28 protein-coding genes are annotated in these 25,865 nt (G+C 60.4%); 20 read left to right on the forward strand and 8 right to left on the reverse strand.

The features are described 5' to 3' along the window. The first annotated feature begins 4 nt into the window (after window positions 1-4). From dibA to HBO23_RS20650, 6 genes are all read left to right on the forward strand, one after another. The gene (dibA, locus tag HBO23_RS20625; protein WP_170039441.1) at window positions 5-1,918 is read left to right on the forward strand and encodes a phosphodiesterase DibA; all 1,914 of its coding nucleotides are present in this window, start codon (window positions 5-7) and stop codon (window positions 1,916-1,918) included. Between the two features lie 299 nt (window positions 1,919-2,217). Further along, window positions 2,218-2,400, forward strand: coding sequence for a sulfur starvation response protein OscA (oscA, locus tag HBO23_RS20630; protein WP_003170956.1), 183 nt, complete (start codon window positions 2,218-2,220; stop codon window positions 2,398-2,400). A gap of 75 nt (window positions 2,401-2,475) precedes the next feature. Further along, the gene (locus HBO23_RS20635) at window positions 2,476-3,486 is read left to right on the forward strand and encodes a sulfate ABC transporter substrate-binding protein (protein ID WP_003170959.1); all 1,011 of its coding nucleotides are present in this window, start codon (window positions 2,476-2,478) and stop codon (window positions 3,484-3,486) included. Window positions 3,487-3,656: 170 nt separating this feature from the next. Then, window positions 3,657-4,475 (forward strand): sulfate ABC transporter permease subunit CysT, encoded by an 819-nt coding sequence (gene cysT, locus HBO23_RS20640; RefSeq protein ID WP_170039442.1) that lies wholly within the window; start codon window positions 3,657-3,659, stop codon window positions 4,473-4,475. Window positions 4,476-4,488: 13 nt separating this feature from the next. Then, window positions 4,489-5,361, forward strand: a complete 873-nt coding sequence (gene cysW / locus HBO23_RS20645; RefSeq protein ID WP_017136696.1) for a sulfate ABC transporter permease subunit CysW — start codon at window positions 4,489-4,491, stop codon at window positions 5,359-5,361. A 3-nt stretch (window positions 5,362-5,364) separates the two neighbouring features. Then, the gene (locus HBO23_RS20650) at window positions 5,365-6,345 is read left to right on the forward strand and encodes a sulfate ABC transporter ATP-binding protein (protein WP_017136697.1); all 981 of its coding nucleotides are present in this window, start codon (window positions 5,365-5,367) and stop codon (window positions 6,343-6,345) included. Window positions 6,346-6,467: 122 nt separating this feature from the next. Here the strand turns inward: HBO23_RS20650 and HBO23_RS20655 are convergent, their stop codons facing one another. After that, on the reverse strand, window positions 6,468-6,995 hold the full coding sequence (locus tag HBO23_RS20655; protein ID WP_170039443.1) for an Mpo1-like protein: 528 nt from the start codon (window positions 6,993-6,995) through the stop codon (window positions 6,468-6,470). Window positions 6,996-7,078: 83 nt separating this feature from the next. Between HBO23_RS20655 and HBO23_RS20660 the strand changes: the two genes are divergently transcribed. Continuing rightward, window positions 7,079-7,765: a Crp/Fnr family transcriptional regulator gene (locus HBO23_RS20660; protein ID WP_170039445.1), complete on the forward strand. Its 687-nt coding sequence runs from the start codon at window positions 7,079-7,081 to the stop codon at window positions 7,763-7,765. Between the two features lie 38 nt (window positions 7,766-7,803). Further along, window positions 7,804-8,163, forward strand: coding sequence for a response regulator (locus HBO23_RS20665; RefSeq protein ID WP_017136700.1), 360 nt, complete (start codon window positions 7,804-7,806; stop codon window positions 8,161-8,163). An 85-nt stretch (window positions 8,164-8,248) separates the two neighbouring features. On the opposite strand, the gene HBO23_RS20670 is transcribed toward HBO23_RS20665, so the two are convergent. Beyond that, window positions 8,249-9,253, reverse strand: a complete 1,005-nt coding sequence (locus HBO23_RS20670) for an AraC family transcriptional regulator (protein ID WP_170039447.1) — start codon at window positions 9,251-9,253, stop codon at window positions 8,249-8,251. A 101-nt stretch (window positions 9,254-9,354) separates the two neighbouring features. On the opposite strand from HBO23_RS20670, the gene HBO23_RS20675 reads away from it, so the two are divergent. Further along, window positions 9,355-10,434 (forward strand): fatty acid desaturase, encoded by a 1,080-nt coding sequence (locus tag HBO23_RS20675; protein WP_170039449.1) that lies wholly within the window; start codon window positions 9,355-9,357, stop codon window positions 10,432-10,434. A gap of 38 nt (window positions 10,435-10,472) precedes the next feature. Here the strand turns inward: HBO23_RS20675 and HBO23_RS20680 are convergent, their stop codons facing one another. The 6 genes from HBO23_RS20680 to HBO23_RS20705 form a co-directional block, all read right to left on the reverse strand. Further along, the gene (locus tag HBO23_RS20680) at window positions 10,473-10,784 is read right to left on the reverse strand and encodes an antibiotic biosynthesis monooxygenase family protein (protein ID WP_003218128.1); all 312 of its coding nucleotides are present in this window, start codon (window positions 10,782-10,784) and stop codon (window positions 10,473-10,475) included. 121 nt (window positions 10,785-10,905) lie between these two features. After that, the gene (locus tag HBO23_RS20685) at window positions 10,906-11,763 is read right to left on the reverse strand and encodes a glycine betaine ABC transporter substrate-binding protein (RefSeq protein WP_170039451.1); all 858 of its coding nucleotides are present in this window, start codon (window positions 11,761-11,763) and stop codon (window positions 10,906-10,908) included. A gap of 14 nt (window positions 11,764-11,777) precedes the next feature. Next, the gene (locus HBO23_RS20690; protein ID WP_170039453.1) at window positions 11,778-12,659 is read right to left on the reverse strand and encodes a LysR family transcriptional regulator; all 882 of its coding nucleotides are present in this window, start codon (window positions 12,657-12,659) and stop codon (window positions 11,778-11,780) included. Between the two features lie 12 nt (window positions 12,660-12,671). Beyond that, the gene (locus HBO23_RS20695; RefSeq protein WP_170039455.1) at window positions 12,672-13,844 is read right to left on the reverse strand and encodes an L-dopachrome tautomerase-related protein; all 1,173 of its coding nucleotides are present in this window, start codon (window positions 13,842-13,844) and stop codon (window positions 12,672-12,674) included. A 128-nt stretch (window positions 13,845-13,972) separates the two neighbouring features. Next, window positions 13,973-14,905: a LysR family transcriptional regulator gene (locus HBO23_RS20700; RefSeq protein WP_170039457.1), complete on the reverse strand. Its 933-nt coding sequence runs from the start codon at window positions 14,903-14,905 to the stop codon at window positions 13,973-13,975. Between the two features lie 74 nt (window positions 14,906-14,979). Further along, window positions 14,980-16,179 carry a CynX/NimT family MFS transporter gene (locus HBO23_RS20705; protein WP_170039460.1) on the reverse strand — a complete coding sequence of 400 codons (1,200 nt, stop codon included), beginning with the start codon at window positions 16,177-16,179 and terminating at the stop codon, window positions 14,980-14,982. A gap of 109 nt (window positions 16,180-16,288) precedes the next feature. Between HBO23_RS20705 and HBO23_RS20710 the strand changes: the two genes are divergently transcribed. From HBO23_RS20710 to HBO23_RS20760, 11 genes are all read left to right on the forward strand, one after another. Continuing rightward, window positions 16,289-17,140 (forward strand): LysR family transcriptional regulator, encoded by an 852-nt coding sequence (locus HBO23_RS20710; protein ID WP_170039463.1) that lies wholly within the window; start codon window positions 16,289-16,291, stop codon window positions 17,138-17,140. A 397-nt stretch (window positions 17,141-17,537) separates the two neighbouring features. Beyond that, window positions 17,538-18,350: an energy transducer TonB gene (locus HBO23_RS20715; RefSeq protein WP_170039466.1), complete on the forward strand. Its 813-nt coding sequence runs from the start codon at window positions 17,538-17,540 to the stop codon at window positions 18,348-18,350. A 51-nt stretch (window positions 18,351-18,401) separates the two neighbouring features. Then, complete coding sequence (locus HBO23_RS20720; protein ID WP_085985974.1) at window positions 18,402-19,124, forward strand: MotA/TolQ/ExbB proton channel family protein; 723 nt, start codon at window positions 18,402-18,404, stop codon at window positions 19,122-19,124. Window position 19,125: 1 nt separating this feature from the next. Beyond that, complete coding sequence (locus tag HBO23_RS20725; RefSeq protein ID WP_169986689.1) at window positions 19,126-19,527, forward strand: biopolymer transporter ExbD; 402 nt, start codon at window positions 19,126-19,128, stop codon at window positions 19,525-19,527. A 309-nt stretch (window positions 19,528-19,836) separates the two neighbouring features. Then, window positions 19,837-20,418 carry an alpha/beta hydrolase gene (locus HBO23_RS20730; RefSeq protein WP_170039469.1) on the forward strand — a complete coding sequence of 194 codons (582 nt, stop codon included), beginning with the start codon at window positions 19,837-19,839 and terminating at the stop codon, window positions 20,416-20,418. A 49-nt stretch (window positions 20,419-20,467) separates the two neighbouring features. Further along, the gene (locus HBO23_RS20735) at window positions 20,468-21,406 is read left to right on the forward strand and encodes a sigma 54-interacting transcriptional regulator (RefSeq protein ID WP_017135751.1); all 939 of its coding nucleotides are present in this window, start codon (window positions 20,468-20,470) and stop codon (window positions 21,404-21,406) included. 125 nt (window positions 21,407-21,531) lie between these two features. Beyond that, window positions 21,532-22,314, forward strand: a complete 783-nt coding sequence (locus tag HBO23_RS20740) for a MetQ/NlpA family ABC transporter substrate-binding protein (RefSeq protein ID WP_017135750.1) — start codon at window positions 21,532-21,534, stop codon at window positions 22,312-22,314. A gap of 519 nt (window positions 22,315-22,833) precedes the next feature. Then, window positions 22,834-23,499: an amino acid ABC transporter permease gene (locus tag HBO23_RS20745; protein ID WP_003187615.1), complete on the forward strand. Its 666-nt coding sequence runs from the start codon at window positions 22,834-22,836 to the stop codon at window positions 23,497-23,499. Continuing rightward, complete coding sequence (locus HBO23_RS20750) at window positions 23,480-24,139, forward strand: amino acid ABC transporter permease (RefSeq protein ID WP_017135748.1); 660 nt, start codon at window positions 23,480-23,482, stop codon at window positions 24,137-24,139. Before HBO23_RS20745 ends, HBO23_RS20750 begins: the two co-directional genes overlap by 20 nt. After that, a complete protein-coding gene (locus tag HBO23_RS20755; RefSeq protein ID WP_017135747.1) occupies window positions 24,136-24,912 on the forward strand; it encodes an amino acid ABC transporter ATP-binding protein in 777 nt (258 codons plus the stop codon). Before HBO23_RS20750 ends, HBO23_RS20755 begins: the two co-directional genes overlap by 4 nt. Continuing rightward, window positions 24,909-25,760, forward strand: a complete 852-nt coding sequence (locus tag HBO23_RS20760) for a transporter substrate-binding domain-containing protein (protein WP_138452525.1) — start codon at window positions 24,909-24,911, stop codon at window positions 25,758-25,760. The genes HBO23_RS20755 and HBO23_RS20760 overlap by 4 nt, the downstream gene beginning before the upstream one ends. Window positions 25,761-25,865: the final 105 nt, after the last annotated feature.

Genomic DNA, 25,865 nt, shown 5'->3' on the forward strand with positions numbered 1-25,865 from the left:
CCATATGCTGTTTTCGTACCGAGGTGCCCTGCGGGTGGGGCTGGTATACCTGCTGGTTTCCATTGTGTGGCTCCAGCTCAGCAACCACCTATTGATCAACTTTCTCGATGACCCGAGGCAGTTAGGACGTTGGTTGCAGGCGCGCGGTTATGTGTGGGTGGCCCTCAGCGCGTTGGCCATTTACCTGATCTGTGCCCGTTTTGCCCGCACCCATCGATTGCAGCAACCCTTGAAAGAAAACCATGAACGCCTGCAACAGGCCGCCGCCGTGTTCGATTGCACCCGTGAAGGCGTACTGGTCACCGACGCCCAGGGGCTGATCGTGCATGTGAACCGGGCCTTTATGGAGATCACCGGCTACAGCCGAGAGGACGTGATGGGCGAACGGCCGAGCCTGTTCAAGTCCGGACGCCATTCGTCGAATTTTTATCAACAGATGTTCCAGACCCTCGAACGCACCGGCGAGTGGAGCGGCGAAATCTGGAACCGGCGTAAAAGCGGTGAGATTTATCCACAGTGGCAAACCATCCGAGTTATCCACAATGACCAGGGCCAGGTCAGCCATTACGTCGCGGTGTTTTCCGACATCAGCGCCATCAAGGACTCCGAGCACGAACTGGCGCACCTGGCCCACCACGACCCGCTCACCGACTTGCCCAACCGCCTGCTCTTTACTGACCGCGCCGAGCAGGCGCTGGCCTCGGCGCAAGTGCACAAACGCGGCTGCGCGTTGCTGTTGATGGACCTGGACCACTTCAAGATCATCAACGACAGCCTCGGCCATAATGTCGGTGACCAGCTGCTCAAGGCCGTTGGCGAGCGGTTAAAGGGCCTGTTCGGCCCCGGCGTGACCCTGGCGCGCCTCGGTGGCGATGAGTTCGCCGTGCTGGCCGAAAGTTGTCCACAGGTGGTGCAGGCTGCCGCGCTGGCACAGCGCATGCTCGATGCGATGAAAGAGCCGTTTGTGTTCGACGGCAACCAGTTGTTTATCAGCGCCAGCATCGGCATCAGTCTGTTTCCCAGTGATGCCCTGAGCGCCGAACAACTGCTGCGCAATGCCGACTCCGCGCTGTTCAAAGCCAAGAGCGCCGGCCGCGAAGGTTATGCGCTGTACACCGAAGAACTGACGGCCCACGCCCAGCACCGCGTGGAAATCGCCAGCGAACTGCGCCGCGCCCTCGATCAGCAAGAGCTGCGTGTGTATTACCAGCCCGTGCACGACCTGCAAGACAGTCGTCTGGTCGGCGTCGAAGCCCTGGTGCGCTGGCAACACCCTGAGCGCGGCCTGGTGCCGCCGGGTGAATTTATCCCCATTGCCGAGCGCACCGGGCTGATTGCCGATATCGATGCCTGGGTGATGGACCAGGCCTGCCGCCAGATGGGCCAATGGCTGGCCGATGGCGCGCCGTTGAGCTTTATTGCGGTGAATGTTTCCAGCCGTTTGTTTGCCCGGCGTGAACTGTATGAGCAAGTCGCCCAGGTGCTGCACACCACCGGCCTTGACCCGGCTTATCTGGAGCTTGAGGTCACCGAAAGCGCCGTGATGGAAGACCCCGAAGTCGCCCTTGAGCAATTGCACCGCCTGCGCGAGCTGGGCCTGCGCCTGGCGATCGACGACTTTGGCACCGGTTATTCGTCATTGCTGCGCCTCAAGCGCTTGCCGGTGCAGAAGCTCAAGATCGACCAGGGTTTTGTCGCCGGCTTGCCGTGGGATGAAGACGACGCGGCGATTGTGCGCGTGGTGATCGCTTTGGCAAAAAGCATGGGCATGCAGGTGCATGCTGAAGGCATTGAGCAGGTGGAGCAGGCGAGGTTTTTGTTGGAGCAAGAGTGTGATTTGGCGCAAGGGTATTGGTTTGGCCGGCCGGTGCCGGCGCAAGAAATGGATTGGGCCAGGGCACCCTCTATCCGCATGTGAAATGCAGGCCAATGTGGGAGCCGGGCTTGCCCGCGATGAGGCAGTATCAGTCGAAACATCAGTGCCTGACACACCGCCATCGCGGGCAAGCCCGGCTCCCACAGGGTTTAGCGGTGTTTGGGTAGCAGTATTTTCCAGGCCAAAACCTTCGCAACCCCACGTCCTGTCAGAAAATTCTTTCTGGTTATATAAACATTCTTAAATAGTATTTTTAAGAATATCCGCGCTTATCTACTATCGCCCTCACGCCGCAAGCAGTGCCGCCACTGCCAGGCACTATTCATTTCAGGAGCGAGACCATGAGCGCATCTCTACGTAGCGTCGACGGCCAGGACGAAGCAGCCATTTTGCGTGAGATCCAGAGCGCCTTGCGCGACCTGCGGTTTGGCGCGGTGGAAATCACTGTGCACAACGCCCAAGTGGTACAGATCGAACGCAAGGAAAAATTCCGTTTGCAGAACCCCGGTAACAAACCGAGCTAAGCAACAACGGCGATTCGCATGCTAGACCCGCAACTATAAGAAAAAGCCAACACCCAAGAATTATCAGGAGCTTCTATGTCGTCGATTCGCCGTTACGCCCTGGCCGCACTGGCCAGCGCCGTGTTTGCCGGTTCCGCCGTTGCCAAGGACTACGAGTTGCTCAACGTCTCGTATGACCCGACCCGTGAGCTGTACCAGGACTACAACGCTGAGTTCACCAGCTACTGGAAACAGTCCCACCCTGGCGACAACGTGAAGATCCAGCAATCCCACGGTGGCTCGGGCAAGCAAGGCCGTGCGGTGATCGACGGCTTGCGCGCCGACGTAGTGACCCTGGCCCTGGCTGGCGACATCGATGAAATCGCCAAACTGGGCAAGACCCTGCCGGAAAACTGGCAAACCCGCCTGCCGGATGCGAGCACTCCGTACACCTCGACCATCGTGTTCCTGGTGCGCAAGGGCAACCCTAAAGGCATCAAGGACTGGGGCGACCTGATCAAGAAAGACGTTTCCGTTATCACGCCTAACCCGAAAACCTCCGGCGGTGCGCGCTGGAACTTCCTCGCCGCGTGGGCCTACGGCCTTAAATCCGGCGGCAGCGAAGCCAAGGCGCAGGAATACGTAAAAGAGTTGTTCAAGCACGTGCCGATCCTCGACACCGGCGCTCGCGGTTCGACCATCACCTTCGTCAACAACGGTCAGGGTGACGTGTTGCTGGCGTGGGAAAACGAGGCGTTCCTGGCACTCAAAGAAGACGGCGGCGCCGACAAGTTCGATATCGTCGTGCCGTCCCTGTCGATCCTCGCGGAGCCGCCAGTGGCCGTTGTCGACAAAAACGCCGAGAAAAAGGGCAATACCGAGATCGCCACCGAATACCTCAAGCACCTGTACAGCCCGGCTGGCCAGGAGATTGCGGCGAAGAACTTCTACCGCCCACGCGATGCAAAAGTGGCCGCCAAATACGCCCAGCAGTTCCCGAAACTGGACCTGGTGACTATCGACAAAGACTTCGGCGGCTGGAAAACTGCCCAACCGAAATTCTTTAACGACGGTGGCGTGTTCGACCAGATCTACACGGCGCAGTAAGCCAAATTACCTGTAGGAGCCCGCCTTTCGGCGGGGGCCGGCTTGTGTGGGAGCTGGCTTGCCTGCGATAGCATCACCAAGGTGTGACTGACACACCGAGGTGCCTGCATCGCAGGCAAGCCAGCTCCCACAGAAAGGCAGTGGTGTTTACCCTTTAACCAAGGACTCTTATGTCGCGTCGTATTTCCCCCGTCATACCCGGCTTCGGGCTGACGCTGGGCTACACCGTGGTGTACCTCAGCCTGATCGTACTCATCCCCCTGGCGGCGATGTTTGTACACGCCGCTCAACTCACTTGGGATCAGTTCTGGGCCATCATTACCGCACCGCGTGTGCTGGCGGCGTTAAAACTGAGCTTCGGCACCGCGTTCGTCGCGGCGATCATCAACGGCGTGATCGGCACACTGCTGGCGTGGGTGCTGGTGCGTTACACCTTCCCCGGCCGCAAGATCATCGATGCGATGATCGACTTGCCGTTTGCCCTGCCCACCGCCGTGGCCGGTATTGCCCTTACGGCGCTGTACGCACCGGCAGGCCTGGTCGGGCAATTCGCAACCGACCTGGGCTTTAAAATCGCCTACACCCCAGTCGGCATCACCCTGGCTTTGACCTTCGTCACCTTGCCCTTCGTGGTGCGCACGGTGCAGCCGGTGCTGGCCGATATCCCGCGTGAAATCGAAGAAGCCGCCGCCTGCCTGGGCGCCAAGCCCTTGCAGGTGTTCCGCTACATCCTCGTACCCGCATTGCTGCCCGCCTGGCTGACCGGCTTCGCGCTGGCCTTCGCCCGTGGCGTGGGTGAGTACGGTTCGGTGATCTTCATCGCCGGCAACATGCCGATGAAAACCGAGATTCTGCCGTTGCTGATCATGGTCAAACTCGACCAATACGACTACACCGGCGCCACCGCCATCGGCGTGATGATGCTGGTGGTTTCCTTCGTCCTGCTGCTGCTGATCAACTTGCTGCAGCGGCGCATCGAAACCCCATAAGGAGGCGCGGAACATGTCCCAATCGTCTATTTCCGCCGCGTCCTCGGCCAACGCTGCCCGTCGTGGCAGCGCGGTGTCGCGTCGCATCCTGATCACACTTGGCTGGCTGGTGTTCGCGCTGTTTCTGCTGCTGCCGCTGTTTATCGTGGTGTCCCAGGGTTTGAAGAATGGCCTCGGCGCGTTCTTCACGGCGATCCTTGAGCCGGACGCGCTGTCGGCGCTCAAGCTCACGGTGATCGCCGTGGTGATTTCGGTGCCGCTCAACCTGGTGTTCGGCGTCAGCGCCGCGTGGTGTGTGAGCAAGTACTCGTTCCGTGGCAAGAGCATTCTGGTCACGCTGATCGACCTGCCGTTCTCGGTGTCGCCGGTGATCGCGGGCCTGGTCTACGTGCTGATGTTCGGTGCCCAGGGCTTCTTCGGCCCGTGGCTGCAAGACCATGACATCCAGATCGTGTTCGCCTTGCCGGGCATTGTGCTGGCGACCATCTTCGTGACGGTGCCGTTCGTGGCCCGTGAACTGATCCCGCTGATGCAGGAGCAGGGCACCCAGGAAGAAGAAGCCGCACGCCTGTTGGGCGCCAATGGCTGGCAGATGTTCTGGCATGTGACCGTGCCGAACATCAAGTGGGGCCTGATCTACGGCGTGGTGCTGTGTACCGCGCGGGCGATGGGTGAGTTCGGCGCGGTGTCGGTGGTGTCCGGCCACATTCGCGGCGTGACCAACACCTTGCCGCTGCACGTCGAGATCCTCTACAACGAATACAACCATGTCGCCGCGTTTGCCGTCGCGAGCCTGTTGCTGATCCTGGCGCTCTTCATCCTGCTGCTCAAGCAGTGGAGCGAGAACCGTATCAACCGCCTGCGCAACAGCGCCGGTGAGGAATAAGTCATGTCGATCGAAGTCCGTAATGTCAGCAAGAACTTCAACGCCTTCAAGGCCCTGAACAGCATCAATCTGGACATCCAGAGTGGCGAGCTGGTGGCGTTGCTGGGCCCGTCCGGCTGCGGCAAGACCACCTTGCTGCGCATCATTGCAGGCCTGGAAACCCCGGACGCCGGCAGCATCGTGTTCCACGGCGAAGACGTGTCCGGCCACGACGTGCGTGATCGCAACGTCGGCTTTGTGTTCCAGCACTACGCGCTGTTCCGTCACATGACCGTGTTCGACAACGTTGCCTTCGGCCTGCGCATGAAGCCGAAAAACCAGCGCCCGAGCGAAAGCCAGATTGCGGTCAAAGTGCATGAACTGCTGAATATGGTGCAGCTTGATTGGCTGTCGGATCGCTACCCGGAACAACTCTCCGGTGGCCAGCGCCAGCGTATCGCCCTGGCGCGCGCCCTGGCGGTAGAACCCAAGGTGCTGTTGCTGGACGAACCCTTCGGCGCCCTCGATGCCAAGGTGCGTAAAGAGCTGCGCCGCTGGCTGGCGCGCCTGCACGAAGATATCAACCTCACCTCGGTGTTCGTGACCCACGACCAGGAAGAGGCCATGGAAGTCGCCGACCGTATCGTGGTGATGAACAAGGGCGTGATCGAGCAGATCGGCTCACCGGGCGAAGTCTACGAAAACCCGGCCAGCGATTTTGTGTATCACTTCCTCGGTGATTCCAACCGTCTGCACTTGGGCGAAGACAAGCACGTGCTGTTCCGCCCGCATGAAGTGTCGCTGTCGCGCCATGAGCTGGAAGATCACCACGCCGCGCAAGTGCGCGATATTCGCCCGCTCGGCGCCACCACACGGGTGACGCTCAAGGTCGAAGGCCAAAGCGAGCTGATCGAGGCCGAAGTGGTCAAAGACCACGACAGCCTGACCGGATTGGCGCGTGGCGAGACCTTGTTCTTCAAACCCAAGGTCTGGCAAAAAGCCTGACCCTCAGATCGTTCACTCTGCGTGGGAACGATCATGTGGGAGCTGGCTTGCCTGCGATAGCATCACTACGGTGTGACTGATACACCGAGGTGCCTGTATCGCAGGCAAGCCAGCTCCCATATTCAGACCTTGCTTGGCTTCAGATCGCGGCGTTCTACCGGGCCGGACCGCGCCTCAATCTGCTCTTTAAGTTCCTGCCGCAACCCCAGCAAAAACGCCAGCTCCGCCACCACAAACAATGGCCCCACAATCAATCCCGACACATCATCCACAAACGCCGGCTTCCTGCCTTCGTAATAGTGCCCGACCAACTGAATCACCCAGCCCACCACAAACATACCGATGCCGCTGCTCAGCCATACCAGCGTGCTCTGTGCCGCCAGCGCATGCCCGGCCCATACCGACAAACCCATCAACAGCGTCATCAGCAGGCCCAGCGCCAGTTCCAGGCGCAAGTAGAACCATGCCGAAAACAGCGCGAGTAGCACTGCCGGAGATATCCACAGGCTGCCGATTGCCCATTCAGGGCGCGACAGCAGCACCGCCACGGCGACCACAATCAACGGGATGCCGACAAAGTGGCTGGCGATATTGCGCGGGTCGCGGTGGTAGGCGGCGTATTGGCTGAGTTGGTCGACGAGGCTTTTCATTGTTGTTCCTCCTGTAGGATGCTTGATCATGCCCTGTCCGCCTGTGACTGACTGTCAGCTGGGCGACAATCTTCGGAGTGCTCATGGACACAGAGAAATGGCGTACTCGCTTGGCCTCTGGCCACTGGTTCAGCCACCTGCCTGAGCCTTTTCAGCATAGCCTGCTGGCCCACGCCCGGCAGCGGCAGCTGGCGGCGGGGCAGTACCTGTTCAAGCGTGGCGACCCACCCTGTGGCCTGTACGCGGTGCTCGACGGCGCCTTGCGCGTCAGTGCGGTGAATGAACACGGCAAGGAAGCACTGTTGAGCCTGGTGGAATCACCCTTCTGGCTGGGTGAGATTTGCCTGTTCGACGGCCTGCCACGCACCCACGACGCCTGCGCCGTCGGGCCGTGCACGCTGCTGCAGGTGCCACAGCAGGCGCTGCTCAGTATCCTCAATGAAAGCCCGCAGTACTGGCGCGACCTGGCGTTGTTGATGAGCCAGAAGCTGCGCCTGAGTTTTATCAATATCGAGCAACTGAGCCTGATGCCGGCGTCGGTGCGCCTGGCCCATCGTCTGTTGATGATCGTCGAGGGTTACGGCGAGGCCGAGTCTTCAAAAAGCGTGCTGCAACTGCCCCAGGAAGACCTGGCCGCTATGTTGAGCCTGTCACGCCAGACCACCAACGCCTTGCTCAAAGACCTGCAGGCCCAAGGCATCGTGCGCCTGGGCTACGGCGAGATCGAAATCCTCGACGCCCGGCGACTGCGTGAGGCGGCGCACACCTGAGGGTGTTAGCCTGCAAGCCTGATTAATCGAGGTGTGTTATGCGCGTGCTGTTAGTGGAACATGAATCCGAAGAGGCACAGCGGATGGCCCAGGGCTTGAACGAGGCCAGTTACAGCGTCGAAGTCGCGGCCAATGGCATGGCGGCGTTGCGTTTCGTGGAAAGCACCGAGTACGACCTGGTGATCCTGGATGTGATGCTGCCGGGCCTGAATGCCTGGAAGTTGCAGCAGGCGATTCGGTTAAAGGGTGAGACACCCGTGCTGTTCCTGACCACGCCCGGTGGCATTGAAGACCGCTTGCGTGGGTTGGAACTGCATGAGGATGATTATTTGCTCAAGCCGTTTGATGCCAAGGTGCTGGTGGCGCGGGTGAAAAAACTCTTGCGGCGTGGTCGCTGAGCCACCGCTATCGCAGGCAAGCCAGCTCCCACAGTTGGAATGCATTGCCCTGTGGGAGCCGGGCTTGCCCGCGATGAGGCCCTACCTAACGCAACCCATCGCGAAACTGCCCCGGCGTCATCCCCGTCCAGCGCTTGAACGCTCGGCTGAAACTGCTGGTATCGGCAAACCCAAGCAAATAACTGATCTCGGCCAATGAGCAGTGCGGATCGCGCAGGTGCAGCAGCGCCAGGTTCTCGCGGCACTCATTGAGCAACGCATCAAACCGACAGCCTTCATCCGCCAAATGCCGCTGCAAGCTGCGCAAGCTCAGGTGCAACGCCTGGGCGATGCGCTCGGCACTCGGCTCGCCCTCCGGCAATTGTTCCTCGATCGCCCTGCGCACCTTGCGTTCCCAGGTCAGCGGTTGCAGCTGGGCCAGGGTGCGCTTGAGCACGGTTTCATTGTGCTCGGCCAACTCGGGGTTGGCGTCGTCCAGGTGGCTGTCGAAGTCCTGGGCGGAAAATTCAAGTCGGTCTTCCTCGGCATCGAAAAACACCGGTGCGCGAAACACCGTGTGCCAGGGTTTTGGATCCACCGGTTCCGGCCGCCGCAGGTACACCGCCAACGGCGCGTAATCACGGCCCAGGCGATTACGGCAGGTGCGCACATAGATCGCTGCAAACGCATCAATCGCTTCTGGCGCCGGTGCCGGACTGTCCGCAGGTTGCAGCAGACGAAAGCGGTAACGCTCACCCTCTCGGCTAAGCTCCAGCGTCAGGGCATCGCTGACCACTTGGTGATACCGCACGATGCGCTCGAACACCTCACGCAAGCTGCCGCTGGCCACCAGCGCATAACCCAGCGCATGAAAGGTGGTCGGGCTCACAAACCGCGACACGCGCAAGCCGATCGCCGGGTCGCTACTGGCCTGCACTGCCAGCGCCCACAGGCGTGTGGTGGCCGACAGCGGGTAGCGTGCGTTGGGGTCGTCCATCTGCTGCGGGTCGAGCCCGGCCTCGATGCACAGCGCGGCGCTGTCCAGGTTGAGGGCGTCGAGCTGCTTGCGCAGGGCGCGGGTCCAACTGGCGAGAGACGTGGGTTCAGTCATGGTGATTGGCGCTTGCGGTCAACAGGTTGGCGTCCGGGGCTAGCGTCCCGCCCGATCGCTTGGGGCAGGATGGACGTATCACTTAACAAGAGGATGGGAGCATGGACGGTACTTCTGCAAGTCCCCAACAGATGAATGCGCAACAGCGCTCGGCAAAAATCCGCGAAGTGGTGCTCGCCGAGGGCGTGCGGTTGCGCCAACAGCACCCCTGGCTGCTGCATCAGGACGCGTTGGGCGCGGGCATCCTGGCCTTTGCCTTGCTCGGCATGCTCGGTTCGGCGGCGCTCTATATCACCGGTCATATGGCCTGGTGGGCGTGCCTGCTGCTCAATGCCTTCCTTGCTTCGCTGACCCACGAGCTGGAACACGACCTGATCCACAGCATGTACTTTCGCAAGCAACGTGTGCCACACAACCTGATGATGGGCCTGGTGTGGCTGGCGCGGCCGAGCACCATCAACCCGTGGATACGCCGGCATTTGCACCTTAACCACCACAAGGTGTCCGGCACCGAAACCGATATGGAAGAGCGCGCCATTACCAATGGCGAGCCGTGGGGGTTCGCGCGGTTGCTGATGGTGGGCGATAACGTGATGTCGGCGTTTATCCGCATGCTGCGGGCCAAGACCTGGAGTCACAAACTCAAGATCCTCAAACGCTCGCTGCTGGTGTACGCACCGCTGGCGCTGCTGCATTGGGGCGCGTGGTATGTGTTCCTGGGCTTTCATGCCGCCAATGGCATCGCCAGCCTGATGGGCGCGCCAATCCAGTGGTCTGCCGGTACCTTGCAGATGATGCAGGTGATTGATATCGCCGCCGTGGTGATCATCGGTCCTAACGTGCTGCGCACCTTTTGCCTGCACTTTGTCAGCTCCAACATGCACTATTACGGCGATGTGGAACTGGGCAACGTGATCCAGCAAACCCAGGTGCTCAACCCGTGGTGGATGTGGCCGTTGCAGGCGTTTTGCTTCAACTTCGGCAGCACTCACGGCATCCACCATTTTGTGGTGAAGGAGCCGTTCTACATCCGCCAGATGACCGCCAAGGTGGCCCACAAGGTGATGCGCGAGATGGGCGTGCGCTTCAATGATATCGGCACGTTTACCCGCGCCAATCGGCTTGAGCGCCAGGAGGGACGGCTGAGCGAACTCAACCCGATGGAAACGACCACGCGCTGAGCAAGCGTCCCGGTCACCCTGGGGTGACCGGGTACGGTTTACTGAATGGCCTGGTAGAAGTTCACCTGTGCTTCATCGAGGTACGCGAGGATTTTCGCCGGCAGGCGCTCGGTGGGTTTCGCCGGGCCGAAGGCTTTGTAGAGCGTTTCGAAATGCGCGTGCAGGTCCGCGACGCTTTCCCACTGTTCGTTGAGAAAGAACCGGTTGGGGTTCTCTTCATCCTTATGCCATTGATAGACCACGGCCTTGTCGTGCTGATGGGTGAGTTTCTGTGAGACGGCCGCTACATCACGATAGAACTCGGCCTGCTTGCCTTCTTTGATGGTGCCGCTGAAAACCAGGTAGAGCATGTTGGAGTCCTCGGTTTGGGGAGATTGCAGAACATCTGCATCGCCAAACTAGCCTCAGTGAGCAGGCCCTTGTAGCCAGTCCGCCGCGAATTCAGAATTCGTAAAAGGCCTCGTTGCCCAGTCAGGCCAGGGGGGCGAGCCAGGCGCGCAAGGTGTCGGGATGCCTTGCCAGCCAATCGCTCGCGGCGGCATCTGCGGATTGCCCGCCACGGTTGAGCGCATCATCGAGTTCGGCAACGATGAGGTTGGAGAGGCGAATATTGTCCAGCACCTGGATTTCGGCAGCCGTGAGTAACACCAAGCGATCCTCGCGGGCCAGCAGCACTGCTCTGTCGACACTGCCGAGTAATCCCTTGGGGTCTTTCAGGTCGCGAATTCGATAACGGTGGTGCAGGAACTGAGGGTGCCACAGTGGCACGATGCCCCAGCGCCGCTGCTGATACAGCGCCTCGAACGCCTTAATACAATCGTCCTGGCTGCCCGTGCGGAACTGATATCCGGCGTTGTTCAACCCGTATTCGTCCATGATTTTCAGCGAGAAACGAGTAATGCCTGCACCCGGGCCGATCCCCTGGATCAGCGGGTTCATCCGGGCCCGGACGTCGGGCTTGAGCAGGTCCTCGATGGATTCCACGTCCTGCTCGCTGACGTAGTCCGGCACTCCCCACAAGGCATAAGGCTGGTAGTGCAAGCCCAGTTCGCGAGTGGGCGTCACTGCCTCCACCGCTTGCTTGTACAGCCCGTGGCTGAACGGAATCCAGGCGGAGACCAGCATGTCGACCGAGCCTTTGCGCAACTGCTCGAAGTTTTCCTCGTGCAGGGCATAGTGGCGCTCGACGGTCAGGCCCATGCGTTGCAAAACCAGCGCTACCACCGCAGCGGTAACCCGATGGAAAGACAGGTCCGTCACCCCTAGTCGAACGACGCGTGGGCCGCTCGCGAGATTTGTTTTGCCTGCAGCCTGGTGAGTCACCGTCATGATTTATTCCTATGCTAAAAATCGCCCTGGAACTCGGCGATCATGAACTCGACGAACGCCCGAGCCTTGGATGAGATCAACCGCGCGCTGGGATAGATCGCCCAGATATCCCGGGTTTGCTCCAACACACACCCCGGCATGATTTCCACCAACGCGCCGCTTTCCAGTGAGGCCCTGACGTTCCACTGTGAAACAGAGACAATGCCGAGCCCACCCTCGGCGGCAAGCCGCGCGCTTTCGCCGCAATTGACTCTGAGCGAACCACTGATTGCCGTTACTTCGTGTGACTGGGCGCCCACGAAACGCCAATGGTCCTCGTCGCCCAGCAGGATGCAGGAATGGTTGACCAGCTCCGCCGGTGAAGTCGGTTCGCCATGCGCCTGGAGGTAGGCGGGTGCCGCACACAGGATGCGCCGGTCGCAGCCGAGCTTGCGCGCCACCAGAGATGAGTCCTTCAGGGAGGCGATGCGGATTGCCACATCAATCCCGATCTCGGTCAGGTCCTGCATTTGATCCGACAGTATCAGGTCGATCTTCAGCTTCGGGTTGGCGTGCAAGAACCGGGTAATGGCCGGCATCAGGCACATCCGCGCGAAGGATCCGGGGGCGGACACTCTTAACACCCGCTTGGCCACGTCCTTGCCTTTCACCGCGACCAGATAGGCCTCATCCACGGCTGCCAGCACCCTGATTGCATGGGGCAGAAACAGCGCACCGTCTTCGGTCAGGCTGACCTGGCGGGTAGTGCGATGCAGCAGGCGCATGCCCAGGTATTCTTCAAGCTTCGCCAGCTTGTGGCTGGCCACCGAGGGCGCGAGTCCCAGCTCCCTGCCGGCTGCGGTGATATTGCCCAGTTCCGTTGATCGCATGAAAAGGTTCAACGCATCGATATTCATGCTTGTGCGCCGCTAGTGGGTGGGCGCCGGTGCGGCATCGATCTTCACTCGCAGCAGGCTGTAGGGTTTCTGGCGCAAGTCTTTGCCTGCGTGAAAGATGCCTTGGCGGTGCAACTGATTGGCGATGAAGTACAGGTAGCCGTCAGGACCGATTGACAGTGTGTCGGGCCAGAGCACGCGAGGATCATGGACGATGGTCTGCCATTGCCCGTTCGCCAGCCGTTTGCGCACGCTGTTGTTTTCGTAGTCACCGGCATAGACGGCCCCCGAGGCGTCGGCTTCAAGCCCGTCCGAGGCGCCTTTTTCCCCGAGGTCTTTGACCGCCATCTCTAGGCGCGCTTCGCTGACTGTCGTGTCTCGCAGCAGCGCCGTGGGGATGGAATACAGGTGCCGGCTCGACAGCGGGCAGAAGTACAAGGTCTGCCCATCCGCCGACAGGGCGATGCCGTCCGAAGCCACGGCAAACGGTTGGGTGCCGCCTTTGGCATCCCGCACTTTCAGGACCTGGCCTTCGACCGTGGGCACGAAGTTCGGGTCGACCGAGGTCGAGGGTGCACCACTGAGCCGGCGTATGGCCGTGCCACTGGCGATGTCCATGACGATGATCGCGCCCGGGCCGGTAAGGGAGGAGTCGGTGATATAGATCACGCCTTGGTCACCTACGCGAAAATCAAAGCGCATGTCGTTGACGTAGGTGCCGGGCAGCATGACGTTTTTCGGGAATACGAGGGTCTTGACCACTTTGTTGGTGGCGAGATCAACCGCGACGAGCTTGGCACCCCCCGGCTGTGGAGACGAGAAGCCAGGCGCTGCGGTGTCCAGTATCCAGAGGTGCCCGCGCCCGTCGGCCACCACGCTTTGTACGCTGATAAATCCTTTGGCCGGGTCTTTGGGGTTGGCCTGATTTATCGCCTGGTCAGGGTAGGGTACGACGTTGCCATCGCGCAGTTCTGCGACGGTAAACGGCACCTCGTCGCCCCAGCGAGGAAAGTTGACAAAGATGCGTCCGGTCTCGGTAACGCTCACGCCGGTGGGCATGGCATCGTGGAAGGCGTGCACCTGCTCGATGGCGCCAACGCTCTGATCGGCGGGCAGGTTCGCCGGCATGGAAGCCTGGGCGGCAGTGCCGGTGAGGGCCACTGCCAAGGCGAGGGCAGTCCAGCTGAGTGGGTATTTCAAGTACATGGCGGGGCTCCAGGTTTTTCTGTTCTGGAGCCAATGGTGTCGGTTCCCTGCAGACGAAAAAACCCGCTGATTGCCGATAACAGTTTCATTGAAATCAAGAGAATGGGTTGCCGCGCACGCCCGGTTTTTTAGCTGCGGGCGAGCAAGCTTGCTTCAGCAGAGGGGCTGTCCACGGTGACCAGGGTTTCGATCATCACCTTCGCCGCCGGCGACAAGCGAAACCCGGTACGGCTGATGATCCCGCAGCGGTTGTTCAAACTGTCGAGGCTGTGAGGCACATTGCGCCAGTGCAGTACCGTCAGTGCGCCACGGGCAACGTCTTCGGCAAACGCATCCTCGGCGCCCAGGCCAATCGCATTGGACTGGTGCACGATGGCTGCCAGCGCCGCAAACTGCTCCAGCTCGATTGCGGGAGAAAAGTCGATACGCCCGCTCAGGTTGGCCAGCAGCTTGCGTACTCCGGGAGCGATCAGCGGTGTGGCCAGTGGGTAGTCAAACAAATCGTTGGTTGAGAGGCTGTCCTTGGCCAGTAACGGGTGCCCGGCGCGGCAGAAAAACACATTGCGCCTGGGTGTCAGGGCCTGGGTCTGAAAGTTCGGATCGGCCTCGAAGTGGCGCACATCGGCGATGAAGAATTCGATCTCCTCGCGGCTCAAGCTACGCCCGAGTTTTTCCCAGTTATCCACCTGCAAACCGCTGCGTACTCGGGGATGGGCGCCGACAAACCGCGCGATCGCCTCGGGCACCAGGTTCACTGCCGCCACGGCATCGCAGCCGAAGCGCAATTCGCCGGCGTCGAGCTTGGTCATGCGGGTGACTTCGTGGCTCAGCCGCGCCGCCCCCTGAACCAGCGACAAGGCATGTTGCAACACCACCTGGCCCTCGGGGGTGGGGCGCAGGTCTTTGTGGGCGCGGTCCACCAGCACACAGCCGAACTCCTGTTCCAGGCTCTGGATACTGCGGCTGAACGCCGGCTGGGTAATGCCCATGGCGTCGGCGGCGCGCACAAAACTGCGGTACTCGTTCAGAGCGATGAAGTAGCGCAGTTGGCGAAGGTCCATGGAGTTTTCCGGCGTCCTGAAGGAAGCCGGGATTTTAATCGCCTCGCTTATTCCTCCAAAGAAGCTTTATTTTTTTATCTAGACTCAAATTGCATATTCATAGAGCCGGCGCGGTAGGTGGCCGGGCTGAACACGCGGGTCACGATCAGCATCGCCACCACCGTCACCGTCAGCACCATCCAGGCGCTGACGAAACTACCGGTCAGTTCCCGCAGCCAGCCGGTCAGCCACGGCGAAATGGCGTTGATCAAAAAACCTACGCCTTGTACGAAAGCCGCCAGTTGCCCGGCTTGGCGCGGGTCGCGGTGGTGGTCGAGGGTCAGCAGCAGGCTGAGGGCGAAACACGCGCCCAGGCCAAACCCGCACAAGGCGACCCACAGGTGCGGGTACTCCAGCGGTGCGAGGATCAGGCCGAGGTAGCCGACTGTCTGTGCCAACAGGCTGATGCCGAGCAGCGGGCGACGGTCGATACCGCGCTGAGCCAGCACCGGCATCAACAGTGCAGCGATCACCTGGAAGATGGTCATGAACGCCAGCAACGAACCGCTCGGCAACACGCCCCAGCCCAGTTGCTGATAGTAGGCCGGCAGCCACGCCACCATGCTCATGTAGCCGCAATTCACCAGCCCGAAATACAGCGCCAGCAGCCAGGCCCGACGATTGCGCAGCCCCTTGAATGCCGGCGCGATTTGCAGGTTTCTCGCCGCGCCCAACGGCAGCCAGGCCCACAGCAGCAACGCCCCCAGCGCCGGCAACAGCCACACACCCAACCCCGCCTGCCATTGCTGAAAATGCGTGGCCACCAGCGGGCTGAGCAACGCTGCCAGCCCGCCGCCAGCCATCAACGAGGCTGAGTACACACCCATCGCCACCGGCACGCGGTGATGAAATTCGCGCTTGATCATTGCCGGCACCAATGCCTGGATCAGCGCCACACCGGCGCCGCCCAGCAACGCCGTAACGAGCAGCGCCGACGCCTGGCCCATCAACCAACGTGCCAGGCAGGCCAGCAGAATCATCATTAAGCCGAGCGCGATGCCGCGCCGCTCGCCCAGGCGCGCTTCCACGCGCACACCGACCAGCGCCACCAGGCCCATGCACACCACTGGCAGGCTGGTGAGCAGGGCGCTGCTTTGGAAGCTCAGCCCGGTGGCCTGACGAATCTCGCCGAGCAAGGGGCTGATGGAGCTGAGAATGGGGCGCAGGTTCAGGCCCAGTACGACCAAAAGGCCCCAGCCGGCCAATTTTCCTGCGAATGAATGGTTGAGCGTCATGCACGGCCTATCGTCTGCGCAAAAGAGGCGTGAAGTATGGCGAGCCGCCAGAGTATTCTGAAATTAAATATAACCATGCCAACCAGTGGCAAACGCAATGGTGAAAAACATGTTCGATCCCATGTTGCTGCGTAGTTTTATCGCCGTGGTGGATTGCGGCAATTTCACTCGCGCTGCCGAGCGCTTGCACCTGACCCAATCCACCGTGAGCCAGCAGATTCGTCGCCTGGAAGACGCCGTGGCATGCCAGTTGCTCGACCGCGATCAACGCCACGTGGTGCCCACCGCCGAGGGCGAGCGTTTGCTGGCCTACGCGCGGCGCATCCTCGCGCTGCATGAGGAGGCCGCCGATGTGTTGATCAACCAGCAAAGCGACGGCGTGTTGCGCCTCGGCGTGCCGGAGGACTTTGCCGCCGAGCGCCTGATGCCGTTGCTGTCGGCTTTTGTGGTGGCCTATCCGCGAGTGCGGCTGGAAGTCACCAGCGGTCTCGGTCCGGAACTGCAGCGGCAATACCGCGCCGGTGAGTTCGACGTGTTGCTGGTCAAGCAGATGGGCGACAGCGATGACTGCGTGGCCTCGTGGCCGGAACCGCTGTGTTGGGTAGACAGCCGCAGCATGCCGTCGATTGGGCGCGACCCGCTGCCCTTGGTAGCGTTTCCGGTAGGCGGTTTGTACCGCAATGAAATGCTCCACCACCTGGAAGTTGGCGGTTGGCGTTGGCGCATCGGCTATTCCAGCGCCAGCCTGGCCAGTGTGTGCTCGGCGGTGGCGGCGGGGTTGGGTATCAGCCTGTTGCCGCGACGGGTGGTGCAGCCAGGGCATGTGGTACTGGGTGACGACAGTGGTTTACCCATGGTCCAGGGCGTGCGCCTGGCGCTGTATGGCCGCAGTGGGTTGGGCGCGGCCGGGCAGACTTTGCAGCAGCAATTGTTCGCTCTATGCGCCAATAACCCATCTTGAAGCGTTCGACGAGCGTTTTTTTGTGGCGAGCGGGCTTGCCCCGCGTTGGGCTGCGCAGCGGCCCCTCTAAGGCAAGACGCGGCGCGCCAGGCATAGCGTGTTGGCAGGTTTTGGGTCTGCTACGCAGCCCAACGCGGGGCAAGCCCGCTCGCCACAATCCATGCGTTTACTGAATATTTTTTATGCCTTTAAAGCATTCAAAAACAACCCCTTCGCCACAGGCCACGGCCAACGTGGCTTTGGCGTTTCAGGATGTTTCGTTTATTCAATTTAGATCTATGTATAACTTTAAAGATTACTTTAAGAGATAAGCGTCTAGCCCCGATGATTCAGCCCTCGACGGCCGCTTTGGCAGGCCTGTCGGTTTTTTGGTGTGAAAACCGTAGGGAGTGAATCAATGGGCAATGTCCAGACCGCCGCCAGTGTCCCCGAGGCGCAGTGGCGCCAGGCACCGGGTGGTGAGTTGGTCGACCTTGGCCGGCCGCACCGCGCGCCGTTGGGGCAATTGCGTTTGCAGAAAACCCCGAAGCGTTTTTCGAGTCGTCGTGAAGGGATTCTGCTGGGGTTGCTGGTGTTGGCCTTGCACGGTGCGGTGATTTATTGGGTGAGCCAGAAGCCCACGCCGGTGTTGCCGATTGTGCCGCCGGAAATCCCGCCGATGACGATCGAATTTTCCCAACCCGCGCCGCCGGTGGTGGAGCCGCCTGTGCCTGTACCGCCGCCACCGCCTGTGGTCGAGCCACCACCGCCGGTAGTCGATGAGTTGGCCGCCAAACCAGCGCCGCCCAAACCTGTTCCAAAACCCAAGCCGAAGCCGGTGCCAAAACCTGAACCCAAACCTGTGCCAAAAGCGGTCGAGCAACCGCCTGTGCCACCGAAGCCTGCGCCTCCAGCGCCAGCAGCGCCACCGGCACCTTCACCTGCGCCGGTGACACCTGCTTCGGCCAACGCCGCGTACTTGAAGAACCCGGCGCCGGAGTACCCGTCACTGGCCCAGCGCCGTGGCTGGGAAGGCACGGTGTTGTTGCGCGTGCATGTGTTGGCCAGCGGCAAGCCGGGTGAGGTCCAGGTCCAGAAAAGCAGCGGTCGCCAGCAACTCGACGACGCCGCATTGACCGCCGTGAAGCGTTGGAGCTTCGTGCCGGCCAAGCAGGGCGATGTGGCCCAGGACGGCTGGGTCAGCGTTCCGATCGATTTCAAGATTCACTAACTATTCGGCAGCGGTGTGTTGGACACGCCGCCACCTGCACAGAGGGAAAACATCATGGCATTAGCATCTCCACTTGAATCCATCGAAAGCGCGGTAATCTGGCTGCTGGTGGTCTTTTCGGTCGCCACCTGGGGCCTGGCGTTGTTGAAGGGCGTGCAGTTCGGGCGCCTCAAGGCGCAGGATCGCAAGTTTCACAAACAGTTCTGGGCGGCGTCGAGTCTCGATTCCGCCGCTGAGCTGACCGAGACCCAGCCCGGCGCCGCAGCCCGTGTAGCCCAGGCCGGTTATGCAGCGATCCAGGTCGGTGATGCCCCGCACGCAGCAGACTTGAGCCAGGCCATCAATCACCAGGACCGCCTTGAACGTGCCCTGCGCCAGCAGATCGTGCGTGAGCGCCGCTCTTTGGAAACCGGCCTGGCCGTGGTCGCCAGTATTGGCAGCACCTCGCCGTTTATCGGCCTGTTCGGCACCGTGTGGGGCATCATGGAAGCCCTCAAAGGCATCAGCGCTGCCGGCTCGGCCAGCCTGGAAACCGTGGCCGGCCCGATTGGTGCGGCATTGGTCGCCACCGGTGTGGGTATCGCGGTCGCGGTGCCGGCGGTGCTGGTCTACAACTACTTCCTGCGTCGCCTGAAGCTCACGGCGGCGGACCTGGATGACTTCGCTCACGACTTCTACAGCCTGGCGCAGAAGAATTCCTTCCGCGTGCTGCTGCACCCTACGCTGACCAAAAGCGCGGCAGGCACCGCGCAAAAAGTGAAGGAGGCGTCCTGAAATGGCCTTCTCCACGCAAGACAGTGATGAGGTGCTGAGCGAGATCAACGTCACACCGCTGGTGGACGTGATGCTGGTGCTGCTGGTGGTGTTTATCGTCACCGCGCCGTTGTTGACCAACTCGATCCCGATCAACCTGCCCAAGACCCAGGCCGTAGCCCCGGTGGAGCAGAAAGACCCGCTGGTGGTAAGCATCGACGGCGCCGGCAAATTGTTTATCAACAAGGACGAAATCCAGCCCGACCTGCTCGAGTTCAACCTGCAGGCGGCCAAGGCCAAGGACCCGCAAGTGCGGGTGCAACTGCAGGCCGATGATGGTGTGAATTACGGCGAAGTGGCGCGAGCCATGGCGTCTATCGAGCGCGCAGGCATCACCAAGCTGTCGGTGATTACTGCACGTTAAGTTTCAAAAGCCTCGACAATTTTTTGGCCGTCTCCTTGGCAGGGTGCGGCCTTTTTTTTGCCTGGTATTTACCTGATTTCCACTGTGCAACCCGGTCCATGTGGGAGCTGGCTTGCCTGCGATAGCGGTCTCTCAGTTACAGATGTATCGACTGACCCACCGCTATCGCAGGCAAGCCAGCTCCCACATTTTTAAGTATCCGTGTGATTGAGATTTTGGTTATTAATAAATAGCTTCTTATTCCTTAACGAATATAACCCTCGTCCCTATACTGACCAGCAACGTTAAACGCTGCAGGAGGGCACACCCATGCACAGCGAGTCGATTCGTTATCTGATCGTGCCGGGCTGGCAAGGATCGCCAGAAGATCATTGGCAAAGTCATTGGCAGAACAGCCTGCCCAACAGTGCGCGTGTGGAGCAGGCCGATTGGCTTACCCCGCGTCGCGAAGACTGGGTGGCGGCACTGGCGGAGGCCATCGCCGCCGACAGCACGCCGGTGATTCTCATTGCACATAGCCTGGGTTGCATCACGGTCGCCCATTGGGCGGCCACGGCGCCGGTGCATTTTCTACGCCAGGTGCGCGGCGCCTTGCTGGTGGCGCCGGCGGATGTCGAACGCCCCGCCTGTGCCCCCGCCCTGCGTAACTTTGCACCGATTCCCACGCACCTGTTGCCGTTTCCCAGCCAAGTGGTCAGCTCCGACAACGACAGTGCCGTCAGCGCCACCCGCGCCTTGGAGCTGGCCCGCAACTGGGGCGCCGAGGCCGGCATTTTGTCCGGAGCCGGCCATATCAATGTGAAGTCCGGCCACCAACGCTGGGAACAGGGTTTTGCCTACCTCTATCGCCTGCAAAACCGCCTTGAGCATCACGCCCGGCGCAGTGCATAAATTTTTTTCAACGCCCCGTCCCTGAGCGGATTTGGGGCGGGAGCCTGCCATGAGTCATGACACCTTTGGCCAGCCGTTGCTGACCTTTCCCGATGCTGAAAAAAGCCCGCTGAGCATCCGCGCCAAGGCGCTGGTGTTTGTCGACCCGCGTTCCCGCCAGCTGCGTGAAGAGCTGGAAAGCCTCGCACCGCGTGCATTGCCGGTGTTGATTCGCGGTGAGACCGGCAGCGGTAAAGAGCTGCTCGCGCGACATATTCACCGGGGCAGCGACCGCACGGGTTTGTTTGTGTCGGTCAATTGCGGCGCCATCAGCCCTACCTACGCGGATGCCGAATTGTTCGGCTACGCCGCCGGCAGCCATAGCGGAGCAGCCAGCAGCCGCGCCGGCTGGTTTGGCTCGGCCAATGGCGGCACCTTGTACCTGGACGAGATCGGCGACTTGCCGCTGCCGATCCAGGTGAAACTGCTCGCCGCCCTGGAAAACCACGAAGTCACCCGTGTCGGCGCTCATCAGCCAAGCCCGGTGGATGTGCGCCTGGTCGCGGCCACCAGTATCGACCTGGCCCAGGCCGTGGCCGCCGGAAAGTTTCATGAACGCCTGTTCCATTACCTGAGCGAAGGCCAGTTGGACCTGCCGGCTCTGCGTGAGCGGGTGGGCGACATTTTGTCCCTGGCTGAATATTTCCTCGGCATCTACAGCCAGCGCCTCGACCTGCCGGTGCCACTGATCAGTGACGCCGCCCAGCGTGTGCTGGAGCATCACAGCTGGCCGGGCAATACCCGCGAGCTGGAAAACGTTATTCACTTTGCGCTGTTGGTAAGCAGTGGCGATGAGATTTTGCCCGAGCATTTGAACCTGCCCGCCGCCGGTTCGCCGTTGGAACAACTGCAGCGCATCTTCGCGAGTGCCAGCGCCGCCGAACAGCAAAGCTTGCTCAGCTTTCTAAATGAACAGCCGCTACATGAACAAAATGGAATATCAACGTGAATAAAAGATATTGTTCGGGAATAAAAAATCTAGGTATTGTCCATCCCACGCCGCGATAGCACTTCGCTGGCACACCATAAAAAACGGTCGTCAGAGACGCCCCGGAATTTCGATAAGGACACTGCATGAAAAAGGTTCTGTTGTTTACCGCACTGGCGGCTGCCCTGACTGCAAGCTTCGCCCAGGCCAACGAGAAACTGGTGGTAGCGGCTACCCCGATCCCGCACGCGGAGATCCTTGAGCTGGTCAAGCCGACCCTGGCTAAAGAAGGCGTGGACCTGGAAATCAAAGTCTTCACTGACTATGTGCAACCCAATACCCAGGTTGCCGAGAAGCGTCTGGATGCCAACTACTTCCAGACCCTGCCGTACCTGGAAAACTTCAACAAGGGCAAGGGCACCAACCTGGTCACCGTGATTGGTGTGCACGTTGAGCCCATCGGCGGTTACTCGAAAAAGATCAAGAACATTTCTGAACTCAAAGATGGCGCCACCGTGGCCATCCCTAACGAAGGCTCCAACGCTGGCCGCGCCCTGTTGCTGCTGCAAAAGAACGGTCTGATTACGCTAAAAGACCCGACCAATGCACTGGCTACGCCGAAAGACATCGCCAGCAACCCGAAAAACCTGAAATTCAAAGAGCTGGAATCGGCGCTGCTGCCACGCGTGCTGGACCAGGTTGACCTGGATGTGATCAACACCAACTACGCCCTGGAAGCTGGCCTGAACCCAGCCAAAGACGCGCTGATCATCGAAGACGCCAAGTCGCCGTACGTGAACTTCCTGGTGGCGCGCCCGGACAACAAGGACAGCGACGCCATCCAGAAACTGGCCAAGGCCCTGACCAGCCCGCAAGTCAAAGCCTTCATCGAGAAGAAGTACAACGGCGCGGTAGTGCCTGCGTTCTGATGTAAACCAAACCCCCTTCAAGGTTTGAACGCCGACGGCTACTGCAGCGTCGGCGTTTTTTTTATGCCTGAAACACAATCAAACCCTGTGGGAGCTGGCTTGCCTGCGATTGATCGTTCCCACGCTCCGCGTGGGAATGCCTCCTGTGACGCTCCGCGTCACGAGCGGACGCAGAGCGTCCTGTGCTGCATTCCCACGCAGAGCGTGGGAACGATCAGCGTTTCAGATATCGCGGCTATTGATCGCCCGACGCAGCGCCACCAGCCACTTCACCAGTTCCTGCGGATCAATCGGTTTCGCTTCGTTCATTATTCATTCCCTCGAAACACAGACCCATCAACCATAGCCGCAGCCCGCCAAACCCGCGAATCCGCGGGTTATCTTTTTGGGTGATATCAATATGCTATTTGGGTATTTAAATTTTGCTTTTTATGCCTTTAAAGTTCGCGCTACCCGGCGTTACCCATGCCGGAACGGACAGCGCCCGCCGCATTACCCCTGCGGCGTCATGGACTCAAGATGACCTTCGATTTTGCTTTTATCCTCAGCACCTTGCCGGCGTTTCTCAAAGCCGTGGGGGTCACGCTGCAAGTGGGTTTGATCGCCATTGCCACCTCCCTGCTGGTGGCGCTGATCAACGCCGCACTGCTGGTGTTTCGCACGCCCTACCTGTCACGCCTGGTGGCGCTGTATGTGGAGCTGGCGCGTAATACACCGCTGCTGATCCAACTGTTTTTCGTGTACTTCGCACTGCCGGCCCTGGGCTTCAATATCTCCGGGTTCTGGGCGGCGATCATCACCATGACCTTCCTCGGCGGCGCCTACCTCACCGAAGTGCTGCGCGCCGGAGTGGAAGCGGTGCCGCTGGCGCAGATCGAGTCGGGCAAGTCCATCGGCCTGTCGGACTGGCAATTGCTGCGTCATGTGATCCTGCCCCAGGCCGGTATCCTCAGCCTGCCGGCGCTGTTTGCCAATTTCATCTTTTTGCTCAAAGAGACCACCGTGGTGTCCGCCGTGGCGGTGCCGGAGATTCTCTACACCACCAAGAGCTACATCGCGCTCTACTACAAGACCTACGAAATGCTCGCCGTGCTGACGCTGATTTGCGTGTTGCTGTTCTTGCCGCTGTCGCTGCTGCTCAGCCGTCTGGAAAGGAGGCTCCAGCATGGCCAGTTCGGGTCTTGAGTTGTTGTGGGTGTCGTTGCCGCAATTGGGCAAGGGCGCGGCGCAAACCCTGTCGATTTCATTTTTGAGCATCGCCTTCAGCACTGTCGGCGGCGTGTTGTATGGCGTATTGCGCACCTTGAATAACAAGGTGATTAACGTGGTGCTGCGGGTTTACCTCGAGCTGTTTCGCGCGATCCCGGTGCTGGTGTGGTTGTACCTGCTGTTTTTCGGGCTGCCGATTTTCTTTGGCCTGAGCATTCCAAGCTTCTGGTGCGCGGTGCTGGTGCTGTCGCTATGGGGCGCCAGTGAGGTGGGCGAAGTGGTGCGTGGCGCGCTGCATTCGCTGCCACGTGGCCAGCGCGAGGCGGGGTTGTCGATTGGTTTATCCGACCCGCAACTGTACGGCTACGTACTGCTGCCCCAAGCCCTCAAACGCATGACGCCGCCGACCATCAACGTCTATACGCGCATCATCAAGACCAGCTCGCTGGCGGTGCTGATTGGCGTTGTGGATGTGATCAAGGTCGGCCAGCAAATCATCGAGCGCACCTACGAGTCGGTATTGATCTACGGCGTGCTGTTCCTGTTTTTCTTGTTTATCTGCTACCCGTTGTCGGCCGCCTCCAAGGTGCTGGAACGGCGCTGGGGCCAGGCATGAGCGCATTGATCGAGTTCCAGGGTTTCAACAAATTCTTCGGCGAGGCGCAGGTGCTCAAGGGCATCGACCTGAGCGTGCAGAGTGGCGAAGTGGTGGTGATCCTCGGCCCCAGCGGCTGCGGCAAAAGCACGTTGCTGCGCTGCCTTAACGGCTTGGAAGTCGCCCACAGCGGCAGCCTGCGTTTTGCCGGCAAGGAGTTACTGGACAAACACACCGACTGGCGCCAGGTGCGTCAGGACGTGGGCATGGTGTTCCAGAGCTACCACCTGTTCCCGCACATGAGCGTGCTCGACAATATCCTGCTCGGCCCGCTGAAGGTGCAAAAGCGCGACCCGCGTGAAGCCCGTGAGCAAGCAGAGAACCTGCTGGAGCGTGTGGGACTTGCCGACAAGCGCGACGCCTTCCCGCGACAGCTCTCCGGCGGCCAGCAGCAACGCATCGCCATCGTCCGTTCGCTGTGCATGAACCCGCAGGTCATGCTGTTTGATGAAGTCACCGCCGCCCTCGACCCGGAGATGGTCAAGGAAGTGCTGGAAGTGATTCAAGGCCTGGCCCGCGATGGCATGACCCTGTTGATTGTCACCCATGAAATGGCCTTCGCCCGCGCCGTCGCCGACCGCGTGGTGTTCATGGAGGCCGGTCGCATCCTCGAGCACAACACCCCCGAGGCATTCTTTACGAACCCGCAAACCGCACGCGCGCAGCAGTTCCTGGAGAAGTTCTCCTTTGTTTCAACACTGCCCAAAAAGACCAAGGAATTGGAGCTGATATGAAAAAACTACTGCTGCCACTGTTTGCCGTCGCCTTACTGGCCGGCTGCGATAAAAAGGCCGAAGAGCCTGCCAAACCCGTCGCTGCTGCCAGTTACATCGACAAGATCAAAGCACGCGACAAGCTGATCGTCGGCGTGTTTACCGACAAACCACCGTTTGGTTTCGTCAACGAAGCGGGCCGCTATGTGGGGTTTGATACCGACATTGGCCGCCAATTCGCCAAGGACCTGTTGGGCGATGAAAACAAGGTTGAGTTCGTAGCCGTCGAGCCGGCCAGCCGTATTCCGTTCCTGCAAAGCGACAAGGTCGACCTGATCCTCGCCAACATGACCGTGACGCCGGAGCGCAAGGAAGCGGTGGACTTTACCAACCCCAACTTGAAGGTCGCTGTGCAGGCGCTGGTGCCGAATGACAGCGCGGTGAAAAGCCTGGATGACCTGGCGACCCGCACCATCATCGTCACCACCGGCACCACCGCCGATATCTGGCTGACCAAGAACCACCCGGACTGGAAACTGCTCAAGTTCGAGAAAAACTCCGAGTCACTGCAAGCCCTGTCGGCCGGGCGTGGCGATGCCTACGCGCAAGACAACCTGGTGCTGTTCAGCTGGGCCAAGCAGAACCCTGGCTACCGCGTGCTGGAAGAGAAACTCGGCGATGAAGCGCCGATTGCACCGGCGGTGAAGAAGGGCAATATCGAACTGCGCGACTGGGTGAACGCGGAGCTGGCGAAGTTGGGTGAGGAGAAGTTTTTGCTCAAGCTGTATGACCAGTATGTGCGTAAAGAACTGAGCGATGACACCAAGCCTGAGAGTGTGATTGTTGAAGGCGGTAAGTGGCAGGGCTGATTATGTGCTGACTGCTCTACCGCTATCGCAGGCAAGCCAGCTCCCACCTTTGAATGTGTTCGCAAATCAAAATGTGGGAGCGGGCTTGCCCGCGATGAGGCCGGC

The organism is Pseudomonas sp. WS 5532, from assembly GCF_012985445.1.
In the GTDB taxonomy this organism is placed as follows: Bacteria; Pseudomonadota; Gammaproteobacteria; order Pseudomonadales; family Pseudomonadaceae; genus Aquipseudomonas; species Aquipseudomonas edaphica.

Excerpts from the sequence above, each read along its gene's own strand:
- dibA (WP_170039441.1), top strand. The coding sequence starts at position 5 with ATGCTGTTTTCGTACCGAGGTGCCCTGCGGGTGGGGCTGGTATACCTG.
- oscA (WP_003170956.1), top strand. The coding sequence starts at position 2,218 with ATGAGCGCATCTCTACGTAGCGTCGACGGCCAGGACGAAGCAGCCATT.
- HBO23_RS20635 (WP_003170959.1), top strand. The coding sequence starts at position 2,476 with ATGTCGTCGATTCGCCGTTACGCCCTGGCCGCACTGGCCAGCGCCGTG.
- cysT (WP_170039442.1), top strand. The coding sequence starts at position 3,657 with ATGTCGCGTCGTATTTCCCCCGTCATACCCGGCTTCGGGCTGACGCTG.
- cysW (WP_017136696.1), top strand. The coding sequence starts at position 4,489 with ATGTCCCAATCGTCTATTTCCGCCGCGTCCTCGGCCAACGCTGCCCGT.
- HBO23_RS20650 (WP_017136697.1), top strand. The coding sequence starts at position 5,365 with ATGTCGATCGAAGTCCGTAATGTCAGCAAGAACTTCAACGCCTTCAAG.
- HBO23_RS20655 (WP_170039443.1), bottom strand. The coding sequence starts at position 6,995 with ATGAAAAGCCTCGTCGACCAACTCAGCCAATACGCCGCCTACCACCGC.
- HBO23_RS20660 (WP_170039445.1), top strand. The coding sequence starts at position 7,079 with ATGGACACAGAGAAATGGCGTACTCGCTTGGCCTCTGGCCACTGGTTC.
- HBO23_RS20665 (WP_017136700.1), top strand. The coding sequence starts at position 7,804 with ATGCGCGTGCTGTTAGTGGAACATGAATCCGAAGAGGCACAGCGGATG.
- HBO23_RS20670 (WP_170039447.1), bottom strand. The coding sequence starts at position 9,253 with ATGACTGAACCCACGTCTCTCGCCAGTTGGACCCGCGCCCTGCGCAAG.
- HBO23_RS20675 (WP_170039449.1), top strand. The coding sequence starts at position 9,355 with ATGGACGGTACTTCTGCAAGTCCCCAACAGATGAATGCGCAACAGCGC.
- HBO23_RS20680 (WP_003218128.1), bottom strand. The coding sequence starts at position 10,784 with ATGCTCTACCTGGTTTTCAGCGGCACCATCAAAGAAGGCAAGCAGGCC.
- HBO23_RS20685 (WP_170039451.1), bottom strand. The coding sequence starts at position 11,763 with ATGACGGTGACTCACCAGGCTGCAGGCAAAACAAATCTCGCGAGCGGC.
- HBO23_RS20690 (WP_170039453.1), bottom strand. The coding sequence starts at position 12,659 with ATGAATATCGATGCGTTGAACCTTTTCATGCGATCAACGGAACTGGGC.
- HBO23_RS20695 (WP_170039455.1), bottom strand. The coding sequence starts at position 13,844 with ATGTACTTGAAATACCCACTCAGCTGGACTGCCCTCGCCTTGGCAGTG.
- HBO23_RS20700 (WP_170039457.1), bottom strand. The coding sequence starts at position 14,905 with ATGGACCTTCGCCAACTGCGCTACTTCATCGCTCTGAACGAGTACCGC.
- HBO23_RS20705 (WP_170039460.1), bottom strand. The coding sequence starts at position 16,179 with ATGACGCTCAACCATTCATTCGCAGGAAAATTGGCCGGCTGGGGCCTT.
- HBO23_RS20710 (WP_170039463.1), top strand. The coding sequence starts at position 16,289 with ATGTTCGATCCCATGTTGCTGCGTAGTTTTATCGCCGTGGTGGATTGC.
- HBO23_RS20715 (WP_170039466.1), top strand. The coding sequence starts at position 17,538 with ATGGGCAATGTCCAGACCGCCGCCAGTGTCCCCGAGGCGCAGTGGCGC.
- HBO23_RS20725 (WP_169986689.1), top strand. The coding sequence starts at position 19,126 with ATGGCCTTCTCCACGCAAGACAGTGATGAGGTGCTGAGCGAGATCAAC.
- HBO23_RS20730 (WP_170039469.1), top strand. The coding sequence starts at position 19,837 with ATGCACAGCGAGTCGATTCGTTATCTGATCGTGCCGGGCTGGCAAGGA.
- HBO23_RS20735 (WP_017135751.1), top strand. The coding sequence starts at position 20,468 with ATGAGTCATGACACCTTTGGCCAGCCGTTGCTGACCTTTCCCGATGCT.
- HBO23_RS20740 (WP_017135750.1), top strand. The coding sequence starts at position 21,532 with ATGAAAAAGGTTCTGTTGTTTACCGCACTGGCGGCTGCCCTGACTGCA.
- HBO23_RS20745 (WP_003187615.1), top strand. The coding sequence starts at position 22,834 with ATGACCTTCGATTTTGCTTTTATCCTCAGCACCTTGCCGGCGTTTCTC.
- HBO23_RS20750 (WP_017135748.1), top strand. The coding sequence starts at position 23,480 with ATGGCCAGTTCGGGTCTTGAGTTGTTGTGGGTGTCGTTGCCGCAATTG.
- HBO23_RS20755 (WP_017135747.1), top strand. The coding sequence starts at position 24,136 with ATGAGCGCATTGATCGAGTTCCAGGGTTTCAACAAATTCTTCGGCGAG.
- HBO23_RS20760 (WP_138452525.1), top strand. The coding sequence starts at position 24,909 with ATGAAAAAACTACTGCTGCCACTGTTTGCCGTCGCCTTACTGGCCGGC.